Below are 26,248 nucleotides of genomic sequence, written 5' to 3'. Positions count from 1 at the left end.
ATTCATATGTATAATATTAAACAGCAAAGCTCTCTCCACATCCGCATGTTCTTTGCGCATTAGGATTATTAAAAACAAAGCCTTTTCCATTTAATCCGCCAGAATATTCTAGTGTTGTTCCAACCAAATAAAGAAATGATTTTTTATCAACTAATATTTTAATTCCATTATCTTCAAATATCTTATCTTCGGGTTTATGATTTCGGTCAAAACTTAATTTATATGATAAACCTGAGCAACCTCCACTTTCAACTCCTACCCTTATAAAATCAGTTAAATAATCAAAGCCTTCTTCTTTCATAAGCTCTATAACTTTTTTTTGTGCTTCTGGGGAAACTTTAATCATATTCTTTTATTTTAATTTTACTTGGTTACAAATATATTAAGTTTTTTTACATGAATTTAATTATTAATTCTATTAAAGTAATAGATATATAAATACAAATTATTGTTAATTGTTTAATAGCTTTATAATCAATTGAGCAGTTTTTTCTGAAGCTCCAGAATCTCCTAATTTATGACGAAGTTCTTTATATTTTATTTTTAATTTTTGTTCATTCTTTTCCTCTAAAATTTTATTCAACTCTGACTTTAAATTTTTATAATTTAAATCATTCTGTATTAGTTCAGCCACTACCAAACGATCCATTATCAGATTTACTAAAGATATATATCTAATATGTTTGATTAATCTTCTTGCAATTTCATAAGAAACCTGGCTTCCTTTATAACAAACTACTTCAGGAACATTTAATAAAGCTGTCTCTAAAGTCGCTGTTCCTGAAGTTACTAAAGCTGCTTTTGATATTCTTAATAAATTATAGGTTTGATTTGAAACAATTTTTACATGTGAATTTAAAAATTGTTGATAAAATTTAATATCTATAGAAGGGGCTCCGGCTATTACAAATTCATAGTCAGGAAAATCTTTTTCTATTGATAACATTTCCGATAACATTTTTTTTATTTCCTGTTTTCTACTTCCAGGTAATAAAGCAATAAGAGGTTTATTAGAAAGTTTGTTTTTTTCTCTAAAAATTTTTTCATTTAACTCAGGTAAGCTATTGAGGGCATCTAATAAAGGATGTCCTACAAAATCAACATTATATTTATATTTTGAGTAAAAATCTTTTTCAAATGGAAGAATAACAAACATCTTATCTACATATTTTTTTATGGTTTTTACTCTTCCGGATTTCCATGCCCAGACTTGAGGAGATATGTAGTAAAATGTTTTAATTCCAATTTTTTTTACGTATTTACAAATTCTAAGATTAAATCCGGGATAATCAATGAATATAACGCAATCCGGCTTATATGTTTTTATATCTTGTTTACAGAATTTAATATTTCCTAAAATAGTTCCTAAATTAGAAACTACTTCTGAGAAACCCATAAAAGCCAATTCTTGATAATGTTTTACCATATTTCCTCCTTCATGCTGCATTAAATCTCCTCCCCAAAATCTAAACTCTGCCTGACTATCTAATTTTTTTATTTCTTTCATTAAATTGGATGCATGTAAATCTCCTGAGGCTTCACCTGCAATTATGTAATATCTCATAAATTAATAGCTAAGAGTTTAATAAAAAGTCGTTTACAACATCAAAAAATTCATTTAGATTATCTGCTTGCACCCAATGTGATGCCTTGGAAACTATAACTAATTTTTCTTTAGGAAATTGTTGACGAATATAAAATTCGTCTTCAGGAAGAATATAATTTGATTTTTCTCCTGAAATAAATAAGGTAGGGCCTTCATACTTTCCAAAAGAAATAGGTTTGTTAATTAACTGATTATAGTCTTTGGAAAGCGTGTTTAAGTTAAATCTGAAATCAAAATGATTTTTATCTGTCCTATACACGTTTTTCATAAGAAACTGAATCACTTCTGTTTCATGAATATATTGTGATAAAATATTTTCTACTTCTTTTCTTTCTTTTATTTTAGAAAAATCTACACTTTTAAGAGCTTTTATTATTTCCTGATGATGAGGAGGATAAGCTTTTGGAGCTATATCTACAACTAATAACTTTTCCACTAAATCCGAATGTTTTATTGCACACTCCATTACCGCCTTTCCTCCTAAAGAGTGCCCTAATAATATTGCTTTTTCAATTGAATAATGATTCATATAGTTTACAATATCTTCAGACATTTCTGTATAGTTCATACTTTCTGTATGAAAACTTTTCCCATGATTTCGCAAGTCTATTAGATGTACTTCCTGATTTTCTGAAAATTTTTTCCCTAATGTTCCCCAATTATCTAACATACCAAATAATCCATGAAAAATTAAAATTGGAATTGTTCCTGGCTTAGCAAATATTTTAGAATGCAATATCTGATTCTCCATATTTTTAAATCTATTTTTACAAAATTAATTATAAATCAATAAACCCCATTATTTAAATAATAGGGTTTATTGATTAAAGTTCTTTTATCTTCTACTCTACAATCAATTTAAGGGTTTTGGTTATTTTACTACTTTTAAATTGTACTATATATATCCCACTCAACACAGGAGACTTAAATTCTAATTTTTGTTCTCCTTTTTTAACAATATAATTCTTTATATATATAATTTTACCACTTACATCAAAAATAGTAATTGTTGCATGATTATCTTCAAAATCAGAATTAATGTATATGCTGCCTACTGGAGTATTCAATGGGTTAGGGACTAATTTTAACTCATTTTTCTTAATTTGTTTATTTTCAATAGATAAATCACATGATCTGTTATTTATTTCTAGTGATAAAGAACCTGATTGTGTCGGAGTTCCACTTATAGTTACAGCTATTACTCCACTTCCGGATAAACTTATCTGTTGCCCTTCTGTGCCTACTTCTATTGTTATCCCTTTTTCCGTTTTCTTATAGCCTGTAAAGTTTATAGGATTTCCGATTACTGTATATTTTAATTGTAATGTTTTATTGGAAGAACTTCCTACTTCTAAGGTGGCTCCATTTAAACTATTACAATCCAAGGTTAGTTTGCCAGGTTGTGGTAACGTTTTGTCCTGAATTGTTATGTTACAACTTTTTGTTTCTACTTCTATTGGTATTATGCCGGTTTGCGTCGGGGTTCCACTTATGGTCACTGGAATTATTCCTTTTTCAATTAACTCTATTGTTCGTCCTTCTTTACCTATTTCTATGATCAATCCATTTAAAACCTTCTTATATCCTGTAAAACTTATTGGCACATTTCCTTTTATATTATATCTTAATTCTTTTAAAACATCAAACTTTTCTCCTACATTAATTTGCAAAGTATTTAAATCGGAACAATCTAAAACTAGTTCAGATACTTCTATAACTTTAGAATATATTAATGTATTATCTAAATTATACAATTTTAATCTATAATAAATATGACCGGAAATATTTTCATCTGTAAAATCATAATTTTTCGGATCATTCGTTGTAATTCCTTTAGCTGGCTGTTGTTTAATAATTATATAGTTATTTTCATTATTCATACTTCTTTCTAAAGTAAAATAATGCGCTCTGTACTCCGTTGTAGTTTTCCAAACTAATTTTATGTCTTGAGGTTTTATTTTTTCAAAATGAAAATCGCTTACTTTTGTTGATGGAGATTTTATAAGTCCTTCTATTATAATGTTAAGTTGCGCTTTCAACATACCTACATGTGCACTCAAAGTTGCCTCTCCACCTTTTATTCCTTCAATATTTTCTTTATCTATCTTCTTAATTACTTTTTCATTTGAAATTTTATAGTTAATAATATCTTCTCTATTATTAATGCGCCTTTCAACTCCATCAGCAAATGTACCCAATAAATCAAACTTATAAATATTCCCTTTTTTCAACTTAACCTCAGTTTTAGAAAATCGTATTTTCTCTAGCAAAGTCTCTGGTTTATATACTTTAGGAAATATTATATGTTTTGCTACCATATATCCTTCTTTGTATCCATATACTGTAACAAAAAAACCTCTAGATGAGGAAAAACCTTTGGGTATTTCAAAGGTAAATGTATTTTTAAATTCTAAATTATTATTTGAAATTGAGAATGAATATATTCCTTCTAAACCTAAATATTGAATGGTAATAAGCATTTGGTCAATATTTTCCTGATAAACATCAAAAGAAACTTTATCCCCAGGGGATAGATTCAAAGAATTTGATATAAACGATTTAGGATTTATTGCCAGTCTACTTTCACTATTATTTACATCCAATTTTAAATTGGATAAAAAATTATATTTTATTTCTTTGGGTTGGATATTTTGAGAAAAACTTCCTGACTCACTTCTTACATCCTGTTTTAATAATTCAATTATTTCATTTTGTATTTCCAAAGATTTTGTTATTCCTTTAATTTTAAATGTTGGTAATTCTATATGCATTAAATCTGGGAACTCACTAGTATATTTCCCGGATAATCCGGCAGTCATACTTGAAGTAGGAACGACATAATCATTGGATTCATTATCATATAAAATTTTTAAAATATTTACATATGGTAAAGGGTTTTTAGATTTTTTACCTAAATAATTTACTGATTTCCCTAGTAGATAAGTTGCAAATAATTTTTCGGGAACTCTTGTAAACGTTGTCTGATTTTCATACCATTTTTGTTTGTTATCAAAAGTTGAGGTAAATGTATGAATCGGAACTTTTGCTTCTTTATATTTAGCTAGATTTTCTTTTGAATTTAATTTTTCAATTAAATCTGTTTCTTCTTTTTTATATGCCCCTGAAAGTGAATCTTTCGCAACCATCATATTTTTTGCGCCCCAAAGAGTTTTACTTTCAGCTTCAGACATAAAAGGAACCATCTGAAAGATATCTTTTATTTTAAGAGAACTTTCATCTTTAAATTTAATCTTTTTAAAATTAAACTCAGTTTCTGGAACTACAGGAACTTTTATCTTGGGACTAATCACTCTTTGATCTACTACTGCATTAGCTAATCGTGTACCGCTATGTGGTGTATTTACCGTAATTAATGAATTAATATCAAATCTGTATGGAGTTTTATCTGAAAGACTTTCTATATATCCGCGTGCATATAATCCTCCACGACTATAGGCAACTATGTTTACCTTTCCTACCGACATATTTGCTTTAGAAGCTGATCCTTTCAACAGATCAATATAATTAGGAATCTCATCTATCATCTCCTTATATGATATTTCTGCCGTGTTTTTATCTGTTTTCCATATTTTAAGTATTTGATTACGGGTATATCCTTTATCCAACATGTTAGTTTGTATACTATCTAAAGCCAAAGTATCTGACCATGCGCCGTGTATTAACAATACAGGTGACAGAGTAAATTTAATAGGATATCGAGTTTTTAATGGTTCTTTAGGAAAATCTTTATTTATTAGTATTAAACTGTATTTTTTTTCTATTTTCCCTTTGTCTAAATCCTTTTCATCTATATAGCTTGGATGCTGATACAAAATATCAACATAATTTAAATCTTCTATATTTCCATTATAAAATTTAGCCGGCTTTAAAGTTAACTTGCCATATTTTTTAATATATTCATCACTATTTTCATCCCCCTCAATAATATTTCCCTCTTCATCTCCAATAGCCAGTTTAAATTGATGTTTTTTGTAAAAAACAGATGGTTTATAACCCACAATTGAAAATATTGTAGAGGGACTTCCATCTGAAGTAACTGAAAATGTAGATTCATCATTATTATTTTGATTCTCTTTAGCACTAGCCTCTTTTAACTGTGTTAAAAAAACATGGTTTGTTTTTCCGTTTACTTTTTCTTTAAAGGGTTTATCCGGATCTTTAGTAACATCTATATCTTGTACATGATAAGCATACATTTCCGCAATAGGTATATGTGCTTTTACAACACCTTTATCAGTTACCAGCCATACATAGTTAGGATCTTTGCCATCTACCACTCCTGTTTTTATATTATTTGAAATCAAAGGAATATCAACTAAACATTGAGAATTATTCGGTAGTTTCCCTTGATAAAGAGATAAGTTCACATAATGTTTATAAGAATTATAATTAAATAAATCTCCAACTCCATTATAAACAATCATGCCGTCTGTAGTACCAATAAAAACTCTCCCATATTTATCTCCCCATATTCCCGCAGGATTCACTTTTGATTTGGGAAAAATAATATTGTTATCATTATTCAATTTTAACTCATTAGTAGACATTATATACATAGCATATTTACCTTCACTTGAATTTGAGCCTATCCATACGACTTTTCCATCAGAATATACAGAAGTCAATTGACCTGATAATGTTAATTGATCAATAGTAGCAGAAGCTATTAACTTATTATCAAAACCATATTTCATAATTTTAGAAGGAATTAGCTTTTTTTCAAATTCAAAACTTTCTACAGCTATCCATACTGCTAAACTATCAGCAGAAATGGAATAAATATTTCGGGTTCCTTCTTGTTTATTAATTGGCGGATCATATGTATTATCTGGAAAAGAAATGCCAGAATCTTGCCTGTAGTAGGTACCCACAGGAATAAATTTCCCATTAGTATCTGAAGCTGAAATTGAAGCAAAACTTCCAGGAGTTATAATATATTTAGAGCCTATTCCAGAATAAAGAATATGATGAAACCCCTGTGATACTCGTACTATGTTATATGGATCTACAATTACTTGTAATGTATTACGGGTTCCCAAACCATCATTTTCAAGAAATGGTAATTTATAGGTGTCCTGATCGGGTTTAAAATGTCGTTGATCTGATATATTATTAATATTAATTCTATCCACTCCTCCTAATTGAAAAAAACCAAATGAAGACTGTATTCCACTATGTCCTACCCATAAATTTCCTAATGTATCTGCCGCTAATGACCTTATCCAGGATTGATCTAAATTTTTATTAATAGTAATTTTTGAGAAAATTGTGTCTTTTTTAGATTGATCCATAAAATATAATCCTTTATATTTTGTACCCACCCAAACATTATTATTTTTATCTACAGTTACAGAAGTGAATTCTGTATCTTTTTCTTCAAGAACCGTTTTAAAATCAGAAGTATTTATAACAATATCTACGATATATAAAATCTCATCATTTTTACTCTTTAAAGGCAAGCTTAAAAGCGTTTTCTCAGCTTTTATTAATTTACCTGATAGTTCTATAGAAAATTTCCCTAATTTATTTGTAGCTTTAGAAAGCATCGTTGATTTTATACTTACTTTGATCCCGTTAACTTCTGCAGATGTTGCTTTTAGCTCAAATTTTTCTCCCTTAAACAAATATCCTATTTCTAAATCAGCATTAATTGATTGATCCTTTGCTATTGTTAAATTAAATAAATTTGAATAAATAATTGGGTTTTCATTATTATCCTCAACTTTAATAGTAATCTCACAGGTGTTTATCTCTTTCCCACCTTTTTTATTAATTGGTAATTTCAAAGTTATAATACCTGTTTTTTCTGGAACTCCTTCAACTCTAAAATTTAATTTTCCTATAGACGTATTTAAATTCACAGCGTCTAGATATGCTGTTAAACCATTAACTTTAATAGAATTGGAAGATTCAAGATTTATAGAGTCTCCTTTTAATATATAGGATATACTTCTCATTTGCTTTAATGGATCTCTAATTACAGCTTTTATTGCATTAATAGGATTTTCAACCATAAGTTCAGCATCAACCAGAACTGAAACTTTGCAATCAATTTTGTTTATACTAATTGGAACTTTTGTATTTGTTATCGGTATTCCTAATAAATTTACCTTGACAGTTCCTCCCGAATTAATAAGCTTCTGGGCAGGAACAGAACCATTTAGCCCATTAATTGTATCTGAAACCTTAGGAGCAATATCAAAAAAATTTTTATCTCCCACCAAATTCATATTATATTGAACTAGTAAGGGGTTATCAATTTTTTTCCCTGCTTCAACTATTACAGGATCTTTAGGACAAGTTATTTTAAACGTGGAAATTAAAACTTCACTATTTTGTATAAGCAATCCTTCTTCATTTTTAATTGGAATATGTACAGAACTTGCAATAAAATCTTTGGGACTACCTTTTACTAAAACTTTAATTTTACCAGAAGATTTCAGTGTAGTTCCATTTATTATATAAACTAGCCCATCTTTCTGAACAGAAGAAAACTGTATAATTTGTTTCCCACTTGATAAAGAATAAGGAATTTCTACTTTAGTATCCGCATTTTCTCCATAATTTAGCATTAATTCCACTTTTTTATCTATTTTTAATACAGAAACTATTATTTTTAAAGTTTGTATTGTATCTTTTTTTGAATTTAAAAGCGGAAGCTTTAAAGTTATGTCCTTTGTACTATCAGGATTTCCTTCTACTTTTATAGTTATATTTCCTGAGGATGATTTTAAGGTGACTGCTTCTATATAAGCTTTCATTCCACTTACTTTTTCAGACTCGCTTGATGCCAATGTGTATTCCCCACAACTCATTTCATAAGTTGTTTTAATAAAATGTTTATTAGAAGTTCCATAAGTTGCTTGTAACGTATCTTTTAAAGTTTCAAAACTTGGTATAGACTGTGCATGTCCTACATATATGAAAATTAAAAATAAAAACAAAAAATTGCTTTTAAGAGAATATAAAAATATTTTCATAATTTAAATTTTAAATTGTGATAGCATAAATGCTTTTTTAATAAGATCTTAACCATTTAAAGAACAATTCCATTTATTACAAATATAATTTAAATATAAATAAATGTAATAATTAAAATAAAAATAAATATATATACATTAATTTAAAAAATAAAATTTAGTGTTATTTTAAAATAAGTATAATTTATAAACATATAGATAAATCTTTTATTTAGAACAATATCTGATTTAATTATTTGATAACCTTACCAAAAAACTTTTATGAAAAAATAATAATTATTCTAATAATTAACATGTTATTATCCTAAATTCATAAACATATAAAATTAAAACAATGAAAATTTGAGATATTTAACAAAAAAGCCTAATTTTAAACTTTCCCTTTTTCAAAATGATATATTAAATTAAACTTACCTGTTTTTATGAATGATTCTAACAAAAAATTACAAAGAAATCTTACAAATAGACATATTCAACTCATTGCAATAGGAGGAGCAATAGGAACCGGACTATTTATGGGTTCAGGAAAAACTATAAATTTAGCAGGTCCTTCCATTTTATTAGTATACACAATTATTGGTTTTATTTTATTTTTTGTAATGAGAGCAATGGGAGAACTACTTTTATCTAACTTAAAATATAAATCTTTTGTAGATTTTGTCTCAGACTTATTAGGTCCAATGGCAGGATTTTTTATGGGATGGACATATTGGTTTTGTTGGATAGTTACTGGAAGTGCAGATTTAATAGCTATTTCTGGATATGTAGAATACCTTTTTCCTGGAATGGTAGCCCCATGGATTCCTGCATTTGTCTGTATACATTTTTTCTTATGTTTAAACCTACTAACCGTAAAATTATTCGGAGAAACAGAATTTTGGTTTGCCATTATAAAAATATTAGCCATTATAAGTTTAATAGCTATAGGAATTTTTTTTATTATTTACAGATTTACACCTCCCTCCGGAGTAACAACCTCCCTTAGCAACATTTGGAATGATGGGGGATTTTTTCCTACTGGTTTTGCTGGATTTGTAGCTGGGTTTCAGATTGCTGCTTTTGCTTTTGTAGGTGTAGAACTAGTGGGAACAACAGCAGCTGAAACTAATAATCCTGAAAAAACATTACCTAAAGCAATTAATGCCATCCCTATAAGAATAATACTTTTTTATGTCTTAGCATTAGCTGTAATTATGTCTGTAATGCCTTGGAGAACTATAAATCCCGATAAAAGTCCTTTTATTGTTCTATTCTCTTTTGCAGGAATTACCTCGGCTTTTAATATAACTTATTTTGTTGTACTTACCTCTGCAGCATCTTCTGCTAATAGCGGAATTTTTTCTACAAGTAGGATGCTTTATGGACTATCTTTAAAACAAAAAGCTCCTAAGGCTTTTAAAAAATTATCTAAAGCATCTGTTCCGGCTTGGGGACTAACTTTTTCATGTATTTGTCTACTTCCATCGGTTTTGCTGCTTTATTTTGGAAACGAAAATGTTATGCATGCCTTTACTTTAGTAACTACAGTTGCCACTGTTCTATTTGTTTTCGTCTGGTCTATGATTTTATTTGCATATATTTCCTTTCGAAAAAAAAAACCTGAATTACATCAAAAATCAAAATACAAAGTTCCCGGAGGTTTATTTTCAATCTATATTTCATTAATTTTTTTCCTATTACTAATAATTTCTTTTTGGTTTAAAGAAGACACTAAACAAGCTCTTACATACACCCCTTTATGGTTTATAATATTAGGACTGTGTTATTTAATAATTCCTAAAAAAATAAAACAACAATGGATAAAATCATTCAAAAATAATTTGTAAACAAAGACTTGAAAAACTATTTCTTTAAAATTAGTAAATTTGACTAAAAATAAATTAAATGGCTAGAAATTGGCAGACTATAAAAGAATTTTCTGATATTTTATTTGAATATTGGGAAGGAATTGCTAAAATAACGATTAATAGACCTAAAGTTTACAATGCTTTTCGCCCGGAAACTAATTTTCAAATGTTAGAAGCAATAGATTATTGCCGTGAACATCCTGAAATAGATGTAATAATCTTAACCGGAGCCGGAGATAAAGCTTTTTGCAGTGGAGGAGATCAAAACGTGAAAGGCATAGGAGGTTACGTGGGTGAAGATGGTATTCCCAGATTAAATGTATTAGATTTACATAAAAAAATAAGAGAAATACCTAAACCCGTAATTGCCATGGTAAACGGATATGCCATAGGAGGTGGTCATGTACTACATGTAGTTTGTGATTTGACTATCGCTTCTGAAAATGCAAAATTTGGGCAAACAGGACCTAAAGTAGGCAGTTTTGACGGAGGTTTCGGATCATCTTATCTAGCCAGAAGCGTGGGACAAAAAAAAGTAAGAGAAATTTGGTTTTTATGTCAGCAATATACAGCAAACGAAGCAATGGAAATGGGAATGGTAAATAAAGTGGTTCCACTTGAGAAATTAGAAGATACAACCATTGAATGGTGTCAAATTATGCAACAAAGAAGCCCGATGGCTTTACGTATGATTAAACGATGTTTAAATGCAGAATTAGATGGACAACATGGGCTCATGCAGCTAGCTGGTGATGCCACTTTAATGTATTATTTAATGGATGAAGCTCAAGAAGGTAAAAAAGCATTTTTGGAAAAACGAAAACCCAATTTTAAACAATTCCCCAAATTTACTTAAAAATTATAAAAGGGTTGTTTTTAAAAACAACCCTTTTAAAGTCTTTTTCCTTTTCTAATTAAACACTATAAAGCAAAAAATTTCTTTTCTGTATTTAAACTAATATGTAATAATTAGATTTCATATGGTTTTACTTTGCCAATGTAATAACATTTTTTATCATTTTTTTTTACAAACATTTTATAATAAAGGTTTTTGAAAAAAATATAAAATGATAAAACACTATCAATAGTTCCTAATTTAGAATGAAAACATATAAACAAAAATGACTTATATCACATGTTTAATTTACACTTTGTTTCGTTTCCTTTCGTATTTTTGAAGTGTAAAAATAAACAAAAATCATTGTGAATATAAAATCTTTAAATTCAAGTAAAACCAACCCTTGGGATGTAATTATTATTGGAGGGGGTGCAACTGGCGCAGGAACTGCAAGAGACTGTGCTAGAAGAGGTTTACGTACACTTATGCTAGAAAGACATGATATCGCAGGAGGAGCTACCGGTAGAAATCATGGGTTACTACATAGTGGAAGTCGTTATGCGGTAACCGATAGAGAATCCGCAGAAGAATGTATTAAAGAGAATATGACTCTTAAAAAAATTGCCAGTCATTGTGTTGAGAAAACTGACGGGTTATTTTTAACTCTCCCTGAAGATGATATTGCTTATCAAACTAAATTTATTGAATCTTGCCAATCAGCAGGAATTGATGCCCAAGCAATTGATCCTAAAGAAGCTTTACGAATGGAACCCTCTGCTAACCCTTCTATAATTGGCGCTGTAAAAGTTCCCGATGGTACTGTAGATCCTTTTAGACTTACACTTTCTAACATCATGGATGCCAAAGATCATGGAGCAGAAATTTTAACCTATCATGAAGTTTTAGGATTAATTAAAGAACAAAATCGTATAATAGGTGTTAAAGTATACGACCATAAAACAAAAGAAGAAAAAGAATTATATGCCACCATAGTGGTGAATGCTGGAGGAATATGGGGACAAAAAATAGCTGAATATGCAGATCTAAAAATAAAAATGTTCCCAGCAAAAGGAGCTTTACTTATTTTTGGACATAGGGTAAATAAAATGGTATTAAACAGATGCCGTAAACCTGCAGATGCTGACATCTTAGTTCCTGGAGATACCATATGTTTAATCGGAACTACTTCTACACATGTTCCTTATGATGAAATAGATGATATGTATGTTACCCCTGAAGAAGTAGATATTTTAATCCGAGAAGGAGAAAAATTAGCTCCTATCCTACTTCAAACCCGAATTTTAAGAGGATATGCAGGAGTTCGGCCTTTGGTCGCTTCCGATGATGACCCATCTGGTCGTAATGTAAGCCGAGGTATTGTTTTGCTAGACCATGCCACCCGTGACGGATTAGAAGGATTTATAACGATTACAGGAGGAAAATTAATGACCTATCGATTAATGGCAGAATGGGCTACAGATTTAGTGTGTAAAAAATTAAATAATTCCACTCCATGTACTACTGCCGATGAAAATCTTCCGGGTTCACAACAAAGCACAGAAGAGATAAATCAAAAAATGGCATCATTCCCTTCTTCTATTAGGAAATCTGCCATATACAGAATGGGTGATCGTGCAGAGAATCTGTCAAAAAATACAGTTACAGCCAACAGTTTAGTTTGTGAATGTGAAGAAGTTTCTGCCGGTGAAGTAGAATATGCAATTCAAGAATTACATGTAAATAACCTTATAGATCTTCGTAGAAGAACCCGTGTTGGTATGGGAACCTGCCAAGGAGAACTTTGTGCCTGTAGAGCTACAGGACTTATGAACCACTATCAGGCATTAAATACAGATAAATCTAAAGAAGATTTATCTATATTCCTTAACGAAAGATGGAAAGGAATCAGACCCATTGCTTGGGGGGATACTTTAAGGGAAAGTGAATTTACAAGTTGGGTATATGAAGGAGTATGTGGTTTAAATTTATCTCAAGAACAAATTAAAAAAGCAAAAGATGAAATTTGATACAGTAATAATAGGTGGTGGGTTAACAGGTTTAATTAGTGGGATCCGCTTATTACAGCACGGACAAAAATGTGCGATTATATCTTCAGGACAAAGCGCCTTACATTTTTTTTCGGGTTCTTTTGATCTGTTAAATTTTTTACCGGATGGAAGTCCTGTTCAAAACCCAGAAGCTTCTATAAAAGATCTTGCTCAACAAGCCCCTAATCACCCATATGCGAAAATCGGTGAATCCAAATTTGTAAAATTAGCAAAAGAAGCAGAAAAATTTCTTTTAGAAATAGAGATTCCTGCACATGGTACTTCTAGTAAAAATCATTACAGGATTACTCCTATGGGGGTATTAAAGCCTACCTGGCTAACTATGCCAAACTTTGCTTATAATGAAGATAATGAAAAACTTCCATGGAAAAAAGTTTCTATACTTAATATAGAAGGGTTTCTAGATTTTCATCCTGAATTTATTTCTGAAGCTCTTGAAAAAATTCATATTGAAACTGAAATAAAATACTTTAACCTTCCTGAATTAGATGCTGTAAGGAAAAATCCTAGTGAATTCAGATCTACTAATCTTTCCATTGTTTTTGACAAAGAAGAAAACATGGATACTTTAGCTAAAATTTTTTCTGAAAACAGTAAAAATAGTGATGCCATTATTTTCCCTGATTGCATTGGATTTAAAAATACTGAAATCTTACCTACACTCATTAAAAAAATAGGAAAACCCATTCTTCTGGTACCTACATTTCCGCCATCATTAGTAGGTGTTCGCACACAACAATATTTAAAAAATTATTTTACAAAATTAGGTGGAATCTACATGCTGGGAGATAACGTAGTTCATGCTGATGTAGAAGGATACCATGTATCTAAAATATATACACATAATCATGGAGATATTCCATTTATTGCTAAAAATATAATACTTTCCTCCGGAAGCTTTTTCAGCCAAGGATTAATAGCTGATACTAAGCAAGTATATGAGCCAGTATTTAATTTAGATACCGATTATTTAACTGATAGAGCCGATTGGTACAACTCTAATTTATTTGATAGACAAAATTACCAGCAATTTGGTGTGAAAACAAATTCTAACTTTAATGCAATAAAAGATGATCAACCTATCGACAACTTATTTGTTGCAGGAGCCACTCTTAGTGGTTTTAATCCATTAAAAGAAGGATGCGGAGCTGGAGTATCCATACTTTCTGCCCTACATGTTGCTGAACAAATTTTAACCAAAGAAAAAACTCATGAACCTATTACTCAATAAAAGTGAAAATAATTTCGAACAATGCATAAAATGTACTATTTGTACTGTGTATTGTCCCGTTTCTAAAGTTAATCCAGATTATCCCGGACCAAAACAAGCTGGACCAGATGGAGAAAGATTACGATTAAAAGACGCTAATTTTTATGACGAATCTTTAAAATATTGTATTAATTGTAAACGATGCGAAGTGGCATGCCCTTCAAATGTTAAAATTGGGGATATTATCCAATTGGCCCGTATTAAATACAGTAAGAAAAAGCCAATTCTTAGAGATGCTATTTTAGCTCACACTGATTTTATGGGTTCTCTTGCCACTCCTTTTGCTCCTATTGTAAATGCAATGACATCAGCAAAACCCATTAAAAGCCTAATTGAGCCTGTTTTAAAAATTGATAAAAGAAGAAGTCTACCTAAATATTCTTTCGGAACATTTAAAAGCTGGTATAAAAAAGTAGCTGAAAAACAAAAAGAATTTTCTACGCAGGTTTCTTATTTTCACGGATGTTATGTTAACTATAACAACCCTCAATTAGGAAAAGATATGATAAAGGTACTTAACTCATTAAAAATAGGAGTTCAGTTGCTTGAAAAAGAACGATGTTGTGGTATTGCTTTAGTTTCTAATGGTTTTATTGACAAAGCAAGAAAAAATGCTGAGTTGGATGAAAGAGAAATTCGTAAATCCGTAATAGATAAAAAACTTCCAGTCATTACTACATCGTCATCATGTACTTTTACTATTCGTGAAGAACATCCACATCTTTTGGGTGTAGATAACAGTAAAGTAAAAGATCAAATAGAATTAGCAACTCGCTATGTTTACAGACTATTAAGTAATACTAATCTTCAGCTAAAATTTAAAAATAAACCATTAAAAATTGCTTATCATACACCTTGTCACATGGCAAAATTAGGATGGTCTTATTATTCTATAGAATTACTTAAGCTAATTCCGAATGCTGAAGTTACTGTTTTAGATTCTAATTGTTGTGGAATTGCCGGAACGTTTGGATTTAAAAAAGAAAATCATGAAGTTTCCAAAAAAATAGGGGATCCTCTTTTCAAACAAATTGAAGAAGGTGGATTTGACTTGGTTGCTACAGATTGTGAAACATGTAAGTGGCAAATTGAAATGTTTACAACAAAAGCATGCGAAAATCCGATAAGTATTTTAGCTAATGCTATAGAAGACTAATAAGTTATCATTTAAATTAAAAAAATCTTACAAAAATTGTAAGATTTTTTTAATTTAAATTTATTCTATTTAGCTATAATTACTTCTATACCATGATCTTCAAAAGAAATTAAATCTTTTTCGGAAATATCATTATCTGTAATTAAAACATCCACTTTATCCAAAGAACAAATCTGTCCAAATCCTCTTTTATTGATTTTAGTAGAATCGGCCAGAACGATGACTTTTTCAGATTGATCAATCATTACTTTATTCAAATGAGCTTCAGTAGAATTAGAAGTTGATAATCCAAAATCTAAATCTATCCCATCTATTCCTATGAATAATTTATTACATGAAAAATTCTTAAGTTCTAATTCTGCAATAGCTCCAATAACAGAAACAGAACTTTTTCTCAAATCTCCACCTAATTGAATCACATCCGTAAATGGATCATTACTTAACTCCATTGAAACTTGTAAGGCTGAAGTAACTACCGTTAACTTTTCATATCCAGAAATAATTTTTGCTAGATAATAAACTGTAGTCCCAGAAGCAAGAATAATAAAATCATGATCATTTATAAATTGTAATGCCGCTTTCGCTATTTTTTGTTTTTGAGCAACTTGAACGAATTCCTTTTCATTGATATTCTTTTCAAAAGCATATAAAGATTGCTTACTTGCTCCACCATGGGTACGATATAATAATCCTTTATTTTCAAGATATTGCAAGTCTTTACGAATAGTTACAGCAGATACATTTAACTTTTCGCAAAGATCATTAACTTTAATAAAATTTTGATCATTTAACTCATCAATAATTATCTGTTGTCTTCCATTTAACTTAACCATGATTCGTTTTTGGGCTAAATATAACGAAAAAATAACAGTAATAAATTAACTTTTTCTTTATTTTTATACATTTTCCTATATAAATTTGAAATGATATTTTTATATATTTTTTATATTATTTATTAATATTATATTAATAATTATTTGTTTTTTAACAAATAACTACATATAAATAGTAGGTTTACTACAAATCTGAAAAATATCATTAAAAAAAACATTCTGGTTTCGTATTGTTTTTTTGTATATTTACGGCACACATGAAAAGAATAAAAAAATAATTAAAATGAAACGAACAGAGCAAATATCAAAATTAAACGACTCTAATGTTGAATGGGACGTAATAATTATCGGAGGAGGAGCCAGTGGTTTAGGTACAGCTGTAGATGCAGCTACCAGAGGATATAAAACTATTTTATTTGAAGCAAATGATTTTGCTAAAGCTACATCAAGCCGATCTACAAAATTAGTTCACGGTGGGGTAAGATATCTTGCCCAGGGAGATGTATCTTTAGTAAAAGAAGCTTTAAGAGAGAGAGGGCTATTAGAAAGAAACGCTAGCCATTTAGCAAAAAAACAATCTTTCGTAATTCCTATCTATAAATGGTTTGACGGACCTTTCTATACGATAGGTCTGAAACTTTATGATATGTTATCAAAAAAACTAAGTTTAGGAAAATCTGTACATATTAATAAAGAAAAAACTATAGAACAGCTTCCTACTATTAAAAAAGAAAAACTTAGAGGAGGGGTTGTATATTATGATGGTCAATTTGATGATTCAAGATTAGCGGTTAACCTAGCACAAACAGCCGTAGAAAATGGCGCTACCGTTATTAATCATATAAAAGTGACTGATTTATTAAAAGACAATGCAGGGAAAATAATTGGAGTAAAAGTAAAAGATGCATTATATGGAAACGAATATAATGTGAAAGGAAAAGCAATTTTTAATGCCACTGGAGTATTTACCAATGACATTTTGAATATGAATGATCCTAACCATAAAAAAACTGTTGTTCCTAGCCAAGGAATTCATCTTGTCTTAGATAAATCCTTTTTACCAGGAGATAGTGCTTTAATGATCCCTAAAACTAGCGACGGACGTGTATTATTTGCTGTCCCTTGGCACAATAGAATTGTTGTAGGTACTACCGACATCTTAGTAGAACACCCAAGTTTAGAACCTAGAGCTCTGGAACAGGAAATTGAATTTGTATTATCTACCGCTTCCCAATATTTAACAAAAAAACCTACAAGAAAAGATGTTTTAACAGTCTTTGCTGGTCAAAGACCTTTGGCTGCTCCTGAAAAAGAAGGAGAAAGTACAAAAGAGGTATCCAGAAGTCATAAAATAATGGTTTCTAATACCGGTTTGATTTCAATAATAGGAGGAAAATGGACTACCTATAGACAAATGGCTGAAGATTTTATTAATAAAGCCATACAAATAAATAAAATTCCTAATAAACCATGTAAAACAGAAAATCTTTCTATACATGGAAATATTCCTGCTGAAAAAGTAGATAGAACTAATCATTTATACATTTATGGGGCAGATATACCTGAAATTTTAAAATTACAACAAGAAAACAGTGAATATGCTGAAAAAATACACCCTAATCATGATTATACTAAAGCAGAAATCATTTGGGCTATAAGAACAGAAATGGCTGAAAAAGTTGAAGATATCCTGGCTCGTAGAGTACGTTTATTATTTATAGACGCAAGAGCGGCCATTGATTGTGCAGAAACAGTCGCTAAAATTATGGCAAAAGAACTAGGGCATGATAATCAATGGATTGAAAAAGAAGTAAATGAATTTAGAGATTTAGCCAAAGGCTATTTATTAGTAGATTACTAACAAAAAATTAATATAACTTAAACACACAACTATTATTAAATTAAAAAAAATGTCAAATTTTTTAACACCTCCCAAGCCTATAAAGCGTAAACCAGAATCTGAAATAGATGCATCTTACAAAAAATTACGTCTTCAGGTTTTTATTGGTATTTATGCAGGATATGCTGCTTATTATTTAGTTAGAAAAAACCTGACTCTAGCTATGCCATTTTTAGAAAAAGAATTTGGATACACTAAAGACTATTTAGGGGCAGCCTTAGCCTGTAATGGTATTGGATATGGTATTTCTAAATTTGTCATGGGAGGAATTTCTGATAGAAGTGATGCACGTAAATTTTTATCCCTCGGTTTAATATTAGCTTCCTTAACTATAATTATTGCCGGTACTAATTTTGGAGTTTCCAATGTTTTTATTATTGGAATTCTTCAATTTTTAATCGGCTGGTTTGGAGGAATGGGATGGCCTCCCTGTGGTAGAGTTATGACCCACTGGTTCTCTTCATCTGAAAGAGGTAGTAAAATGTCTATTTGGAACACGGCACATAATGTAGGGGGAATGTTAATTGGCCCTGTAACTTCTAGTGCTACCGGTTATATAGCCTTATTAGGAATCCAACATTCTTGGAAATTTGGTACATTTGGAGTTCCTGCAGTAATTGCTATACTTATTGCCTTACTTGCTTATGCATTAATTAGGGATAATCCTCAATCTTGTGGACTTCCTTCTATAGAAGAATATAAAAATGATTATCCTGCAGACTATAGCCAAGAATCTGAAAAAGTATTATCTGCAAAAGAAATATTCTTTAAATATGTTTTAAACAATAAAATTCTTTGGGTTGTAGCACTGGCAAATGCTTTTGTGTATCTCGTAAGATATGGTGTATTAGACTGGGCTCCAACGTACCTTAAAGAAGTAAAAGGATACGATATCAAACAAGTAGGCTGGGCATATTTTGCTTATGAATTTGCTGCTATACCTGGAACCATTATTTGTGGATGGATTAGCGATAAAATTTTCAAAGGGAAAAGAGCGGTTACTACAATTATCTTTATGCTGTTAGTAATGATTGCTGTTTTTGTTTATTGGAAAAATGAAAATAACATGATGATAGATATCATAGCTTTAATATCTATAGGATTTTTAATCTATGGTCCAGTAATGTTGATTGGAGTACATGCTCTTGACTTAGCTCCTAAAAATGCAGCAGGAGCTTCTGCCGGATTTACCGGTTTCTTCGGTTATTTTATAGGAACCGCTGTTCTATCCAATATTCTTATGGGATATATTGCAGAACACTATGGCTGGAGTGCCGGTTTTGAATTATTAATTGGAAGTTGTATTATAGCTTCTATTTTAATGGCTTTTACTATTCCAGATGAAAATAAAAAATCAAAACTTAAAATGCTAAAAAAATAAACAAAAAAGTAATGAAAAAATTATTATTATATATTTTTTTAGCCCAAATTTCTTTAATAAATGCGCAAAAATACAGCTATATTCAAGGTTGGTCTAAAGAGGCAAATACAAAAATTGAAAAATTTTTAAACTCTCAAATAAAATCTAAAGAAAGAAAAGTAGCTGTATTTGATTGCGATGGTACCGTATTTGGTCAAGTACCATATTATCTTGCTGATGAAGCACTTTATATGTATGCAGATAATAATTACAGAGGAAAAACTGATGAAATATCTAAAGAAAAGTTAGCAATTCTGGATAGAATGGTTAAGGATGGTAATAATGTTGGAAAAAATTATGTAGAAGACCGTGTTCATTTTCTTTCCGGATTATCTCCTGAAGAAATTAGACAAATAGGTGTAGATTGTTATCAAAAAACCTACAAAAATAAGATGTATCCCGAAATGAAAGAACTAATTAAAAACCTGAAAAATTATGGTTTTGAAGTTTGGATACTAACTGCTTCTCCAGAGCTGCTATATCAAAAATTTGTTTCAGATGAATTGGAAATACCTCCGTTAAATGTATTGGGAGTGAAATCTGTAATTGAAAACAATCTATCAACCAAACAAATAATATTACCTATACCTCAAGACGATGGAAAAGCTTACACAATAGAAACTTTTATTCAAACCAAGCCACTTATCGTTGGCGGAAATAGTCGTGGTGATCTAGATATGCTTAATGAATCTGCAGGTCTAAAAATTATAGTTAATCCAGATAATGAAGTTGTACGTCCGAAAGAAGATGGAGTAATTGGAGGATACACTGTAAAATCTTATTGGGAAAAGAATGACGGTATCATTGTTTATTGTAAAGATTCAGAAGATTCAAATATTAATTATCACACTAAACAATGGAAAATAAGAAAAAATAAAGATACTTCTAAGCCATAAATATTTAACTAAACCACAAAATCAATAATTTATGAAATCCATTAAAATAGCTCTTTTATCTTGTTTAAGTATGCTAACAATAGCATGCAGTGACGATGACGATAATGCACTTCCATTACGTGGCGAAAGATTACATTCACTAACGGCTGAAATGAAAATTGTTAGAGATTATGTTCCTGATAATGCTATCATAGCTCATAGGGGAACATCCTATTGGGCACCGGAGTCAACTGAATCCGCTTATAGATGGGCCAGAAATATAGGTGCTGATTATTTGGAAGCCGATTTACAGATGACTAAAGATGGGGTCATCTTAGTTATGCATGATAATGTAATGACAAGGACCACAAATATTAAAGATATATATCCTAACCGTGCCAAAGACCCAACTTCAACATTTACTTATGAAGAATTATTAAAACTTGATGCCGGAAGTTGGTTTAATAAAGACAATCCAGACAGAGCAAGGTCTAGTTTTAAAAATCAACATCAATATATTTCTACTCTTGAAGACCTTATTATGTATGCAGAAGGAAAAAGATTAAAAAGAAATGCACAAGGTGAAAGAATATGGAGCAAAAACTCAGACGGATCTTATAATTTTGAATATGAGCAAGACCCTAATGATAACGGAAATAGACCCGGAATTTATGTTGAAACTAAAGAACCTGCTTTAAATCCAGGAATAGAACAAGCTTTAGAAAAAGAATTAAACCGATTAGGTTGGAATATTAACACACAACCAGCAACAGAAACAGCACAATTTAAAAATGGAAAAATAAATGTGGGAAATACAAATGGTAAAGTTGTATTACAAACATTTTCTCATGAAAGTTTATTAATCCTAAAAAGTATATTTAACGGAAAAATACCAACAGCACTACTTTTTTGGAAAGGAACGGGTCCTGATGATATTCACAATGATGAAACATCAACCTATATACAACACATTAATTTTGGTTTAGATAATTTAGCACAATTCATTGGACCTTCTATAGCTGGTGGTACTCCTCCGGATAACTGGCCAGAATTATTGAATTTTTGGCAAGCCGATTTAATACATAAATCTGGCATGAAAATACACCCTTACTCTTTTGATAATAAAGAACAAATGGAAAAATATTTCAATAACTCTGACGGGATGTTTACCAATCAATCAGACATGACAATATTATTTTATCATAGCAAAGGCTTAAGAAACGGTGGGCCCGCATATCAAGATGCAAAAACAGTATTAACAACATTAGGTTATTAAAAAAATTTATTAAAATGAAAAAACATTTTAAAATTTTTCCTAAATATTATATTTATTTAAAACAGTATAATTTTTCTATATAACTAAACATTTGTAATAATGTACTCATTATAATATGAGATCATTTCACAGAATATTAGTATAATTTATAAAATATAACACTTAAATAATAAAAACAATAACATGAAGAAATTATTATTGGCTGCTTTATTGTTAGGATTTACAACAATAAATGCACAAGAGATTGCAAAATCTGGAAAAGATTACAAGTTAAAAAACGTAATTACTGTAGATGGCAGACAAGGTATAGCTGCTGATAAAGACTTCTATTATGTATCTAGTAGTACTGCTCTATTTAAATATGATAAAACAGGAAAATTAATTACCAAAAATGAAAAACCTTTTATATACTTTAAAAAAGAAGTAAACCATTTCGGTGATATTGATGTATATAATGGAGAAGTTTATACAGGCGTTGAATTTTTTGAATCCGGAAATGTTAGAAATATACAAATCGCTGTATATGATGCTAAAACATTAGATTATAAATATTCTATCGATTTCGGACAAATTGAACAACCAGAAGTATGCGGTATCGCCATTGATAAACAAAATGATATAGCTTGGATGGCAGATTGGACACAAGGTAACTATATATACAAATATGACTTGAAAAATAAAAAATATATAGGCAAAATTCATTTACAGCCTTCTCCACAATGGCAACAAGGAATTTTTTATAATAACGGAAAAGTATTAATTACTGCAGACGATGGAGATGCGGACTTAAACGAACCCGATAACATTTACATAGCAGACGTTAATACATCTGATGACCAAACAAGAACCAATGTAAGTTTATTTAGATCTATTCCTGAGTTTAAAAAAGAAGGTGAGATAGAAGGAATTACTATTGATCCAACTAATAATGATTTATTAATTCTTAATAACAGAGGATCTATCATAAAAATGGGAATGCCTTCAGGATTTTATCCTGGGTACGATAAAGAAATCCATGAAGTATATATTTTTGAAAGAATTAAATAATAGAATGATTTGACTCATTAAAAGATATGATAAATAACAATAAGGTAAAGACAATTAATATTAGTCTTTGCCTTATTTTTACAAAATAAATTACCTTATTAATAATACACATCATTATGAAATATAAACTTTTATATTTAATATTATTAACTCCTTTTTTTTCTTTATACTCGCAAGAGAAATCTGATCTTGAAAAAAGAGTAGAGGCTTTAGAACAAGCTCTAAATGTTAAAAACAAAGAACTTGAAGAAAAAAATAAAGCCTTAGAAGAAGCTATAAAAACTAAAAATGAAAATACCGAAATTGTAAAAAACACTTCTACAGGAACTCTTAATTTAATGAGCTATGATACAATTGCTCGTACAGAAAAACCTTTTATACAACGTGTAACCGGCGAAGGATCAGCATTACAAGATGGAATTAAACTTAATTTCCTTAAAGATATATTAGGAGGTGATGAAAATAGCTTTACCCCTACCCTTAAATACGGAATTGGTATGGTATTGGAAACTATATATCAAGAAGTTCCTAGCGATAAAAACGTTTATAAAGAAGCAAATTCTAGTTACAACTTCCAACCGGGAGCATTTAAAATTGGATTTTTGCACACCGACATGCAAATTACACCAAAGTTAGGTGCTAGTGTTACTTGGAATTTACATGCTAATAAAATTACAGACGCATTTATCAAATACGATTTTCATAAATTATTAGGAGTGCAAATTGGGCGTTTCAAAGGTGCTGGAAACAGAGCTGCAAATGAAACCTCTGCCTATGACATAGACTTAGTCGATTTCACTTACACCTCAGAAAATCAAAGTACTGACCAAGGAGCTCCTGACTTAAGACACTATGGTATAGATCTTTATGGTAAATGGAAATGGGTAAAATACTCTTTCTTTTGGCATAACAGCGATAGTAATAGAGATAGATACTGGTCTGGATTTAATGATGGCCCAAATGTAGACCAAGGAAATCATGGACTAGAATTTAAAAGTTGGGATTTCTCATTACACTTATTCCCTATAAAAAATATTGAATTCGGAGGTCATATGGGTAGCGTAAACCTTCCTGGTATGGGATATAAACAATCTTGGGCTTATTCAGGTTATCTATATTATATAAACCCTAATAAATATAAATTTAAATTTGATTATGGTACACACAAACAAGTTAGATTCTTTAATCCTAAAACAGGAGATTACAATTTAACATCATCTGCCGGTGGAAATTTAGATTATACAAAACATGACTTTATAAAAGTAAACAAATTAGGATATTCATTCTTAGTAGGCTATAACGTTACAAACCATATTGAACCGGTAGCAAGATATGAATATTATGATCAAGGAAATAAAGCAATTTCAGGATTTAACTATGAAAAACTAAACCTTTATACTATTGGAGTAAACTATTACGTATATCCAAATAGCCCTAGAATGGCAAAAATAACTGCTTTCTATCAACACCGAGATGAAACCGGTGGACCAAAAATTGCAAATGACTGGTTTGGTTTAAGTTATCAAATTGTATTATACAACAATAGTAAAGGTAATTTTTAACTAAAATTTTAACTAAAAACACAAAAAAATGAAAGAAAAATTTATTTTAGCTCTCGATCAAGGAACTACCTCTTCTCGAGCTATTTTATTTAACCATGGCGGTGAAATTACATCTGTTGCACAAAGGGATTATACCCAACATTTCCCTAAACCAGGTTGGGTTGAACATGATCCGGAAGAAATTTGGTCTTCTCAAATTTCTGTAGCAGCAGAAGCAATTGCAAAAAAAGGCGTTTCTGGATTAGACATTGCTGCAATAGGAATTACCAACCAAAGGGAAACAACAATCATTTGGGATAGAGAAACCAGTGAGCCCGTTTATAATGCTATTGTTTGGCAAGACAGAAGAACTGCAAAATATTGTGATGAATTAAAAGCACAAGGATTAACGCAAGAAATTCGTGAAAAAACAGGATTAATCCTTGACGCATATTTTTCAGGAACAAAAGTTAAATGGATATTAGATAATGTTCCCGGAGTAAGAGAAAGAGCTGAACAAGGGAAATTATGCTTTGGAACAGTTGATACTTGGTTAATATGGAAATTAACCTTTGGGAAAATGCATGTTACAGATGTATCAAATGCCTCTCGTACATTATTATTTAATATACATACCATGCAATGGGATGAAGATTTGTTAAAATTATTTAACATCCCAAAATCTATTTTGCCTGAAGTAAAACAAAGTAGCGAAATATATGGAGAAACCTCAACTACCTTATTCTCTACTAAAATTCCGATTGCAGGTATTGCAGGAGACCAACAAGCTGCACTTTTTGGTCAATTATGTGATAAACCAGGAATGGCAAAAAATACTTATGGTACCGGATGTTTCTTATTAATGAACACAGGAGAAAAACCTGTAATGTCTAAAAATAACCTCTTAACTACCATTGCTTGGAAAATAAATGGAAAAACACATTATGCTTTAGAAGGAAGTGTATTTGTAGGAGGTGCTGCAGTACAATGGATAAGAGATGGTGCTAAACTAGTAAAAACCTCTCCGGATACTGAAAACCTAGCAAAAACAGTTCCAGATAATGGAGGGGTTTATTTTGTACCTGCTTTAACTGGATTAGGTGCTCCTTACTGGGATCCTTATGCAAGAGGCGGTATTCTTGGAATAACAAGAGGAACAACAGATGGACACATAGCCCGAGCTACTTTAGAAGGTATTGCTTATCAAGTATATGATTTAGTAAAAGCTATGGAAGCTGACTCCGGGGTTAAAGACCTTGAATTAAGAGTAGATGGTGGAGCTTGTGCTAATAATCTAATGATGCAATTTCAGGCTGATATATTTGGTTTTAATGTAGTTAGACCTAAAACATTAGAAACAACCGCTTTAGGAGCTGCTTATTTAGCTGGATTAGCTGTTGGTTATTGGAAAAATATAGATGAGATTCAAAGTCAAAGAGTTATAGATAGAATATTTAAACCCGAAATGAAAGCTGAAGATGTAGCCCATAATATAAGTGGTTGGAAGAAAGCAGTAGGCAGAGTTCTTAACTGGGTAGATGAGGAAGATAAATAACCACAAGAATTAAC

The 26,248-nt window shown here is 30.3% G+C and carries 17 protein-coding genes; 12 read left to right on the top strand and 5 right to left on the bottom strand.

Features of this window, described 5'->3' with window-relative positions:
• Window positions 1–16: 16 nt before the first annotated feature.
• From C4S76_RS11135 to C4S76_RS11120, 4 genes are all read right to left on the bottom strand, one after another.
• A complete protein-coding gene (locus C4S76_RS11135; RefSeq protein ID WP_105194555.1) occupies window positions 17–346 on the bottom strand; it encodes a HesB/IscA family protein in 330 nt (109 codons plus the stop codon).
• A 105-nt stretch (window positions 347–451) separates the two neighbouring features.
• Entirely contained in the window at window positions 452–1,564 is a 1,113-nt protein-coding gene (gene lpxB, locus C4S76_RS11130) for a lipid-A-disaccharide synthase (RefSeq protein ID WP_105194554.1), read from the bottom strand.
• Window positions 1,565–1,574: 10 nt separating this feature from the next.
• Window positions 1,575–2,357, bottom strand: a complete 783-nt coding sequence (locus tag C4S76_RS11125; RefSeq protein WP_105194553.1) for an alpha/beta fold hydrolase — start codon at window positions 2,355–2,357, stop codon at window positions 1,575–1,577.
• A gap of 91 nt (window positions 2,358–2,448) precedes the next feature.
• The gene (locus tag C4S76_RS11120; protein ID WP_105194552.1) at window positions 2,449–8,607 is read right to left on the bottom strand and encodes a T9SS type A sorting domain-containing protein; all 6,159 of its coding nucleotides are present in this window, start codon (window positions 8,605–8,607) and stop codon (window positions 2,449–2,451) included.
• A 422-nt stretch (window positions 8,608–9,029) separates the two neighbouring features.
• Here C4S76_RS11120 and C4S76_RS11115 point away from each other — a divergent pair, with 422 nt between their 5' ends.
• The 5 genes from C4S76_RS11115 (at window position 9,030) to glpC (ending at window position 15,787) form a co-directional block, all read left to right on the top strand.
• Window positions 9,030–10,433, top strand: coding sequence for an amino acid permease (locus C4S76_RS11115; protein WP_105194551.1), 1,404 nt, complete (start codon window positions 9,030–9,032; stop codon window positions 10,431–10,433).
• Between the two features lie 58 nt (window positions 10,434–10,491).
• A complete protein-coding gene (gene menB / locus C4S76_RS11110) occupies window positions 10,492–11,310 on the top strand; it encodes a 1,4-dihydroxy-2-naphthoyl-CoA synthase (RefSeq protein ID WP_105194550.1) in 819 nt (272 codons plus the stop codon).
• A gap of 347 nt (window positions 11,311–11,657) precedes the next feature.
• Window positions 11,658–13,319, top strand: coding sequence for an anaerobic glycerol-3-phosphate dehydrogenase subunit A (glpA, locus tag C4S76_RS11105; protein ID WP_105194549.1), 1,662 nt, complete (start codon window positions 11,658–11,660; stop codon window positions 13,317–13,319).
• Window positions 13,309–14,592 (top strand): glycerol-3-phosphate dehydrogenase subunit GlpB, encoded by a 1,284-nt coding sequence (gene glpB, locus C4S76_RS11100; protein ID WP_105194548.1) that lies wholly within the window; start codon window positions 13,309–13,311, stop codon window positions 14,590–14,592. The genes glpA and glpB overlap by 11 nt, the downstream gene beginning before the upstream one ends.
• A complete protein-coding gene (gene glpC, locus C4S76_RS11095; protein ID WP_105194547.1) occupies window positions 14,573–15,787 on the top strand; it encodes an anaerobic glycerol-3-phosphate dehydrogenase subunit GlpC in 1,215 nt (404 codons plus the stop codon). The genes glpB and glpC overlap by 20 nt, the downstream gene beginning before the upstream one ends.
• Window positions 15,788–15,852: 65 nt before the next feature.
• Here glpC and C4S76_RS11090 read toward each other — a convergent pair whose 3' ends face one another.
• Window positions 15,853–16,620, bottom strand: a complete 768-nt coding sequence (locus tag C4S76_RS11090; RefSeq protein ID WP_105194546.1) for a DeoR/GlpR family DNA-binding transcription regulator — start codon at window positions 16,618–16,620, stop codon at window positions 15,853–15,855.
• A gap of 283 nt (window positions 16,621–16,903) precedes the next feature.
• Between C4S76_RS11090 and C4S76_RS11085 the strand changes: the two genes are divergently transcribed.
• From C4S76_RS11085 to glpK, 7 genes are all read left to right on the top strand, one after another.
• Complete coding sequence (locus tag C4S76_RS11085) at window positions 16,904–18,481, top strand: glycerol-3-phosphate dehydrogenase/oxidase (protein ID WP_105194545.1); 1,578 nt, start codon at window positions 16,904–16,906, stop codon at window positions 18,479–18,481.
• 49 nt (window positions 18,482–18,530) lie between these two features.
• Entirely contained in the window at window positions 18,531–19,901 is a 1,371-nt protein-coding gene (pgtP, locus tag C4S76_RS11080) for a phosphoglycerate transporter protein PgtP (RefSeq protein ID WP_105194544.1), read from the top strand.
• Window positions 19,902–19,912: 11 nt separating this feature from the next.
• Window positions 19,913–20,836: an HAD family hydrolase gene (locus C4S76_RS11075; RefSeq protein WP_105194543.1), complete on the top strand. Its 924-nt coding sequence runs from the start codon at window positions 19,913–19,915 to the stop codon at window positions 20,834–20,836.
• 31 nt (window positions 20,837–20,867) lie between these two features.
• Window positions 20,868–22,091, top strand: coding sequence for a glycerophosphodiester phosphodiesterase family protein (locus C4S76_RS11070; RefSeq protein ID WP_105194542.1), 1,224 nt, complete (start codon window positions 20,868–20,870; stop codon window positions 22,089–22,091).
• 183 nt (window positions 22,092–22,274) lie between these two features.
• On the top strand, window positions 22,275–23,138 hold the full coding sequence (locus C4S76_RS11065) for a hypothetical protein (protein ID WP_105194541.1): 864 nt from the start codon (window positions 22,275–22,277) through the stop codon (window positions 23,136–23,138).
• Between the two features lie 116 nt (window positions 23,139–23,254).
• On the top strand, window positions 23,255–24,700 hold the full coding sequence (locus C4S76_RS11060; protein WP_105194540.1) for a hypothetical protein: 1,446 nt from the start codon (window positions 23,255–23,257) through the stop codon (window positions 24,698–24,700).
• Between the two features lie 28 nt (window positions 24,701–24,728).
• Window positions 24,729–26,234, top strand: coding sequence for a glycerol kinase GlpK (glpK, locus tag C4S76_RS11055; RefSeq protein ID WP_105194539.1), 1,506 nt, complete (start codon window positions 24,729–24,731; stop codon window positions 26,232–26,234).
• The last annotated feature ends 14 nt before the right edge of the window (window positions 26,235–26,248 follow it).

It is taken from the genome of Apibacter adventoris (assembly GCF_002964965.1).
GTDB classification, from domain to species: Bacteria; Bacteroidota; Bacteroidia; order Flavobacteriales; family Weeksellaceae; genus Apibacter; species Apibacter adventoris.
The sequence above is the reverse complement of the archived record's forward strand: the minus strand, read 5'-3'. Positions and strand labels throughout refer to the sequence as shown.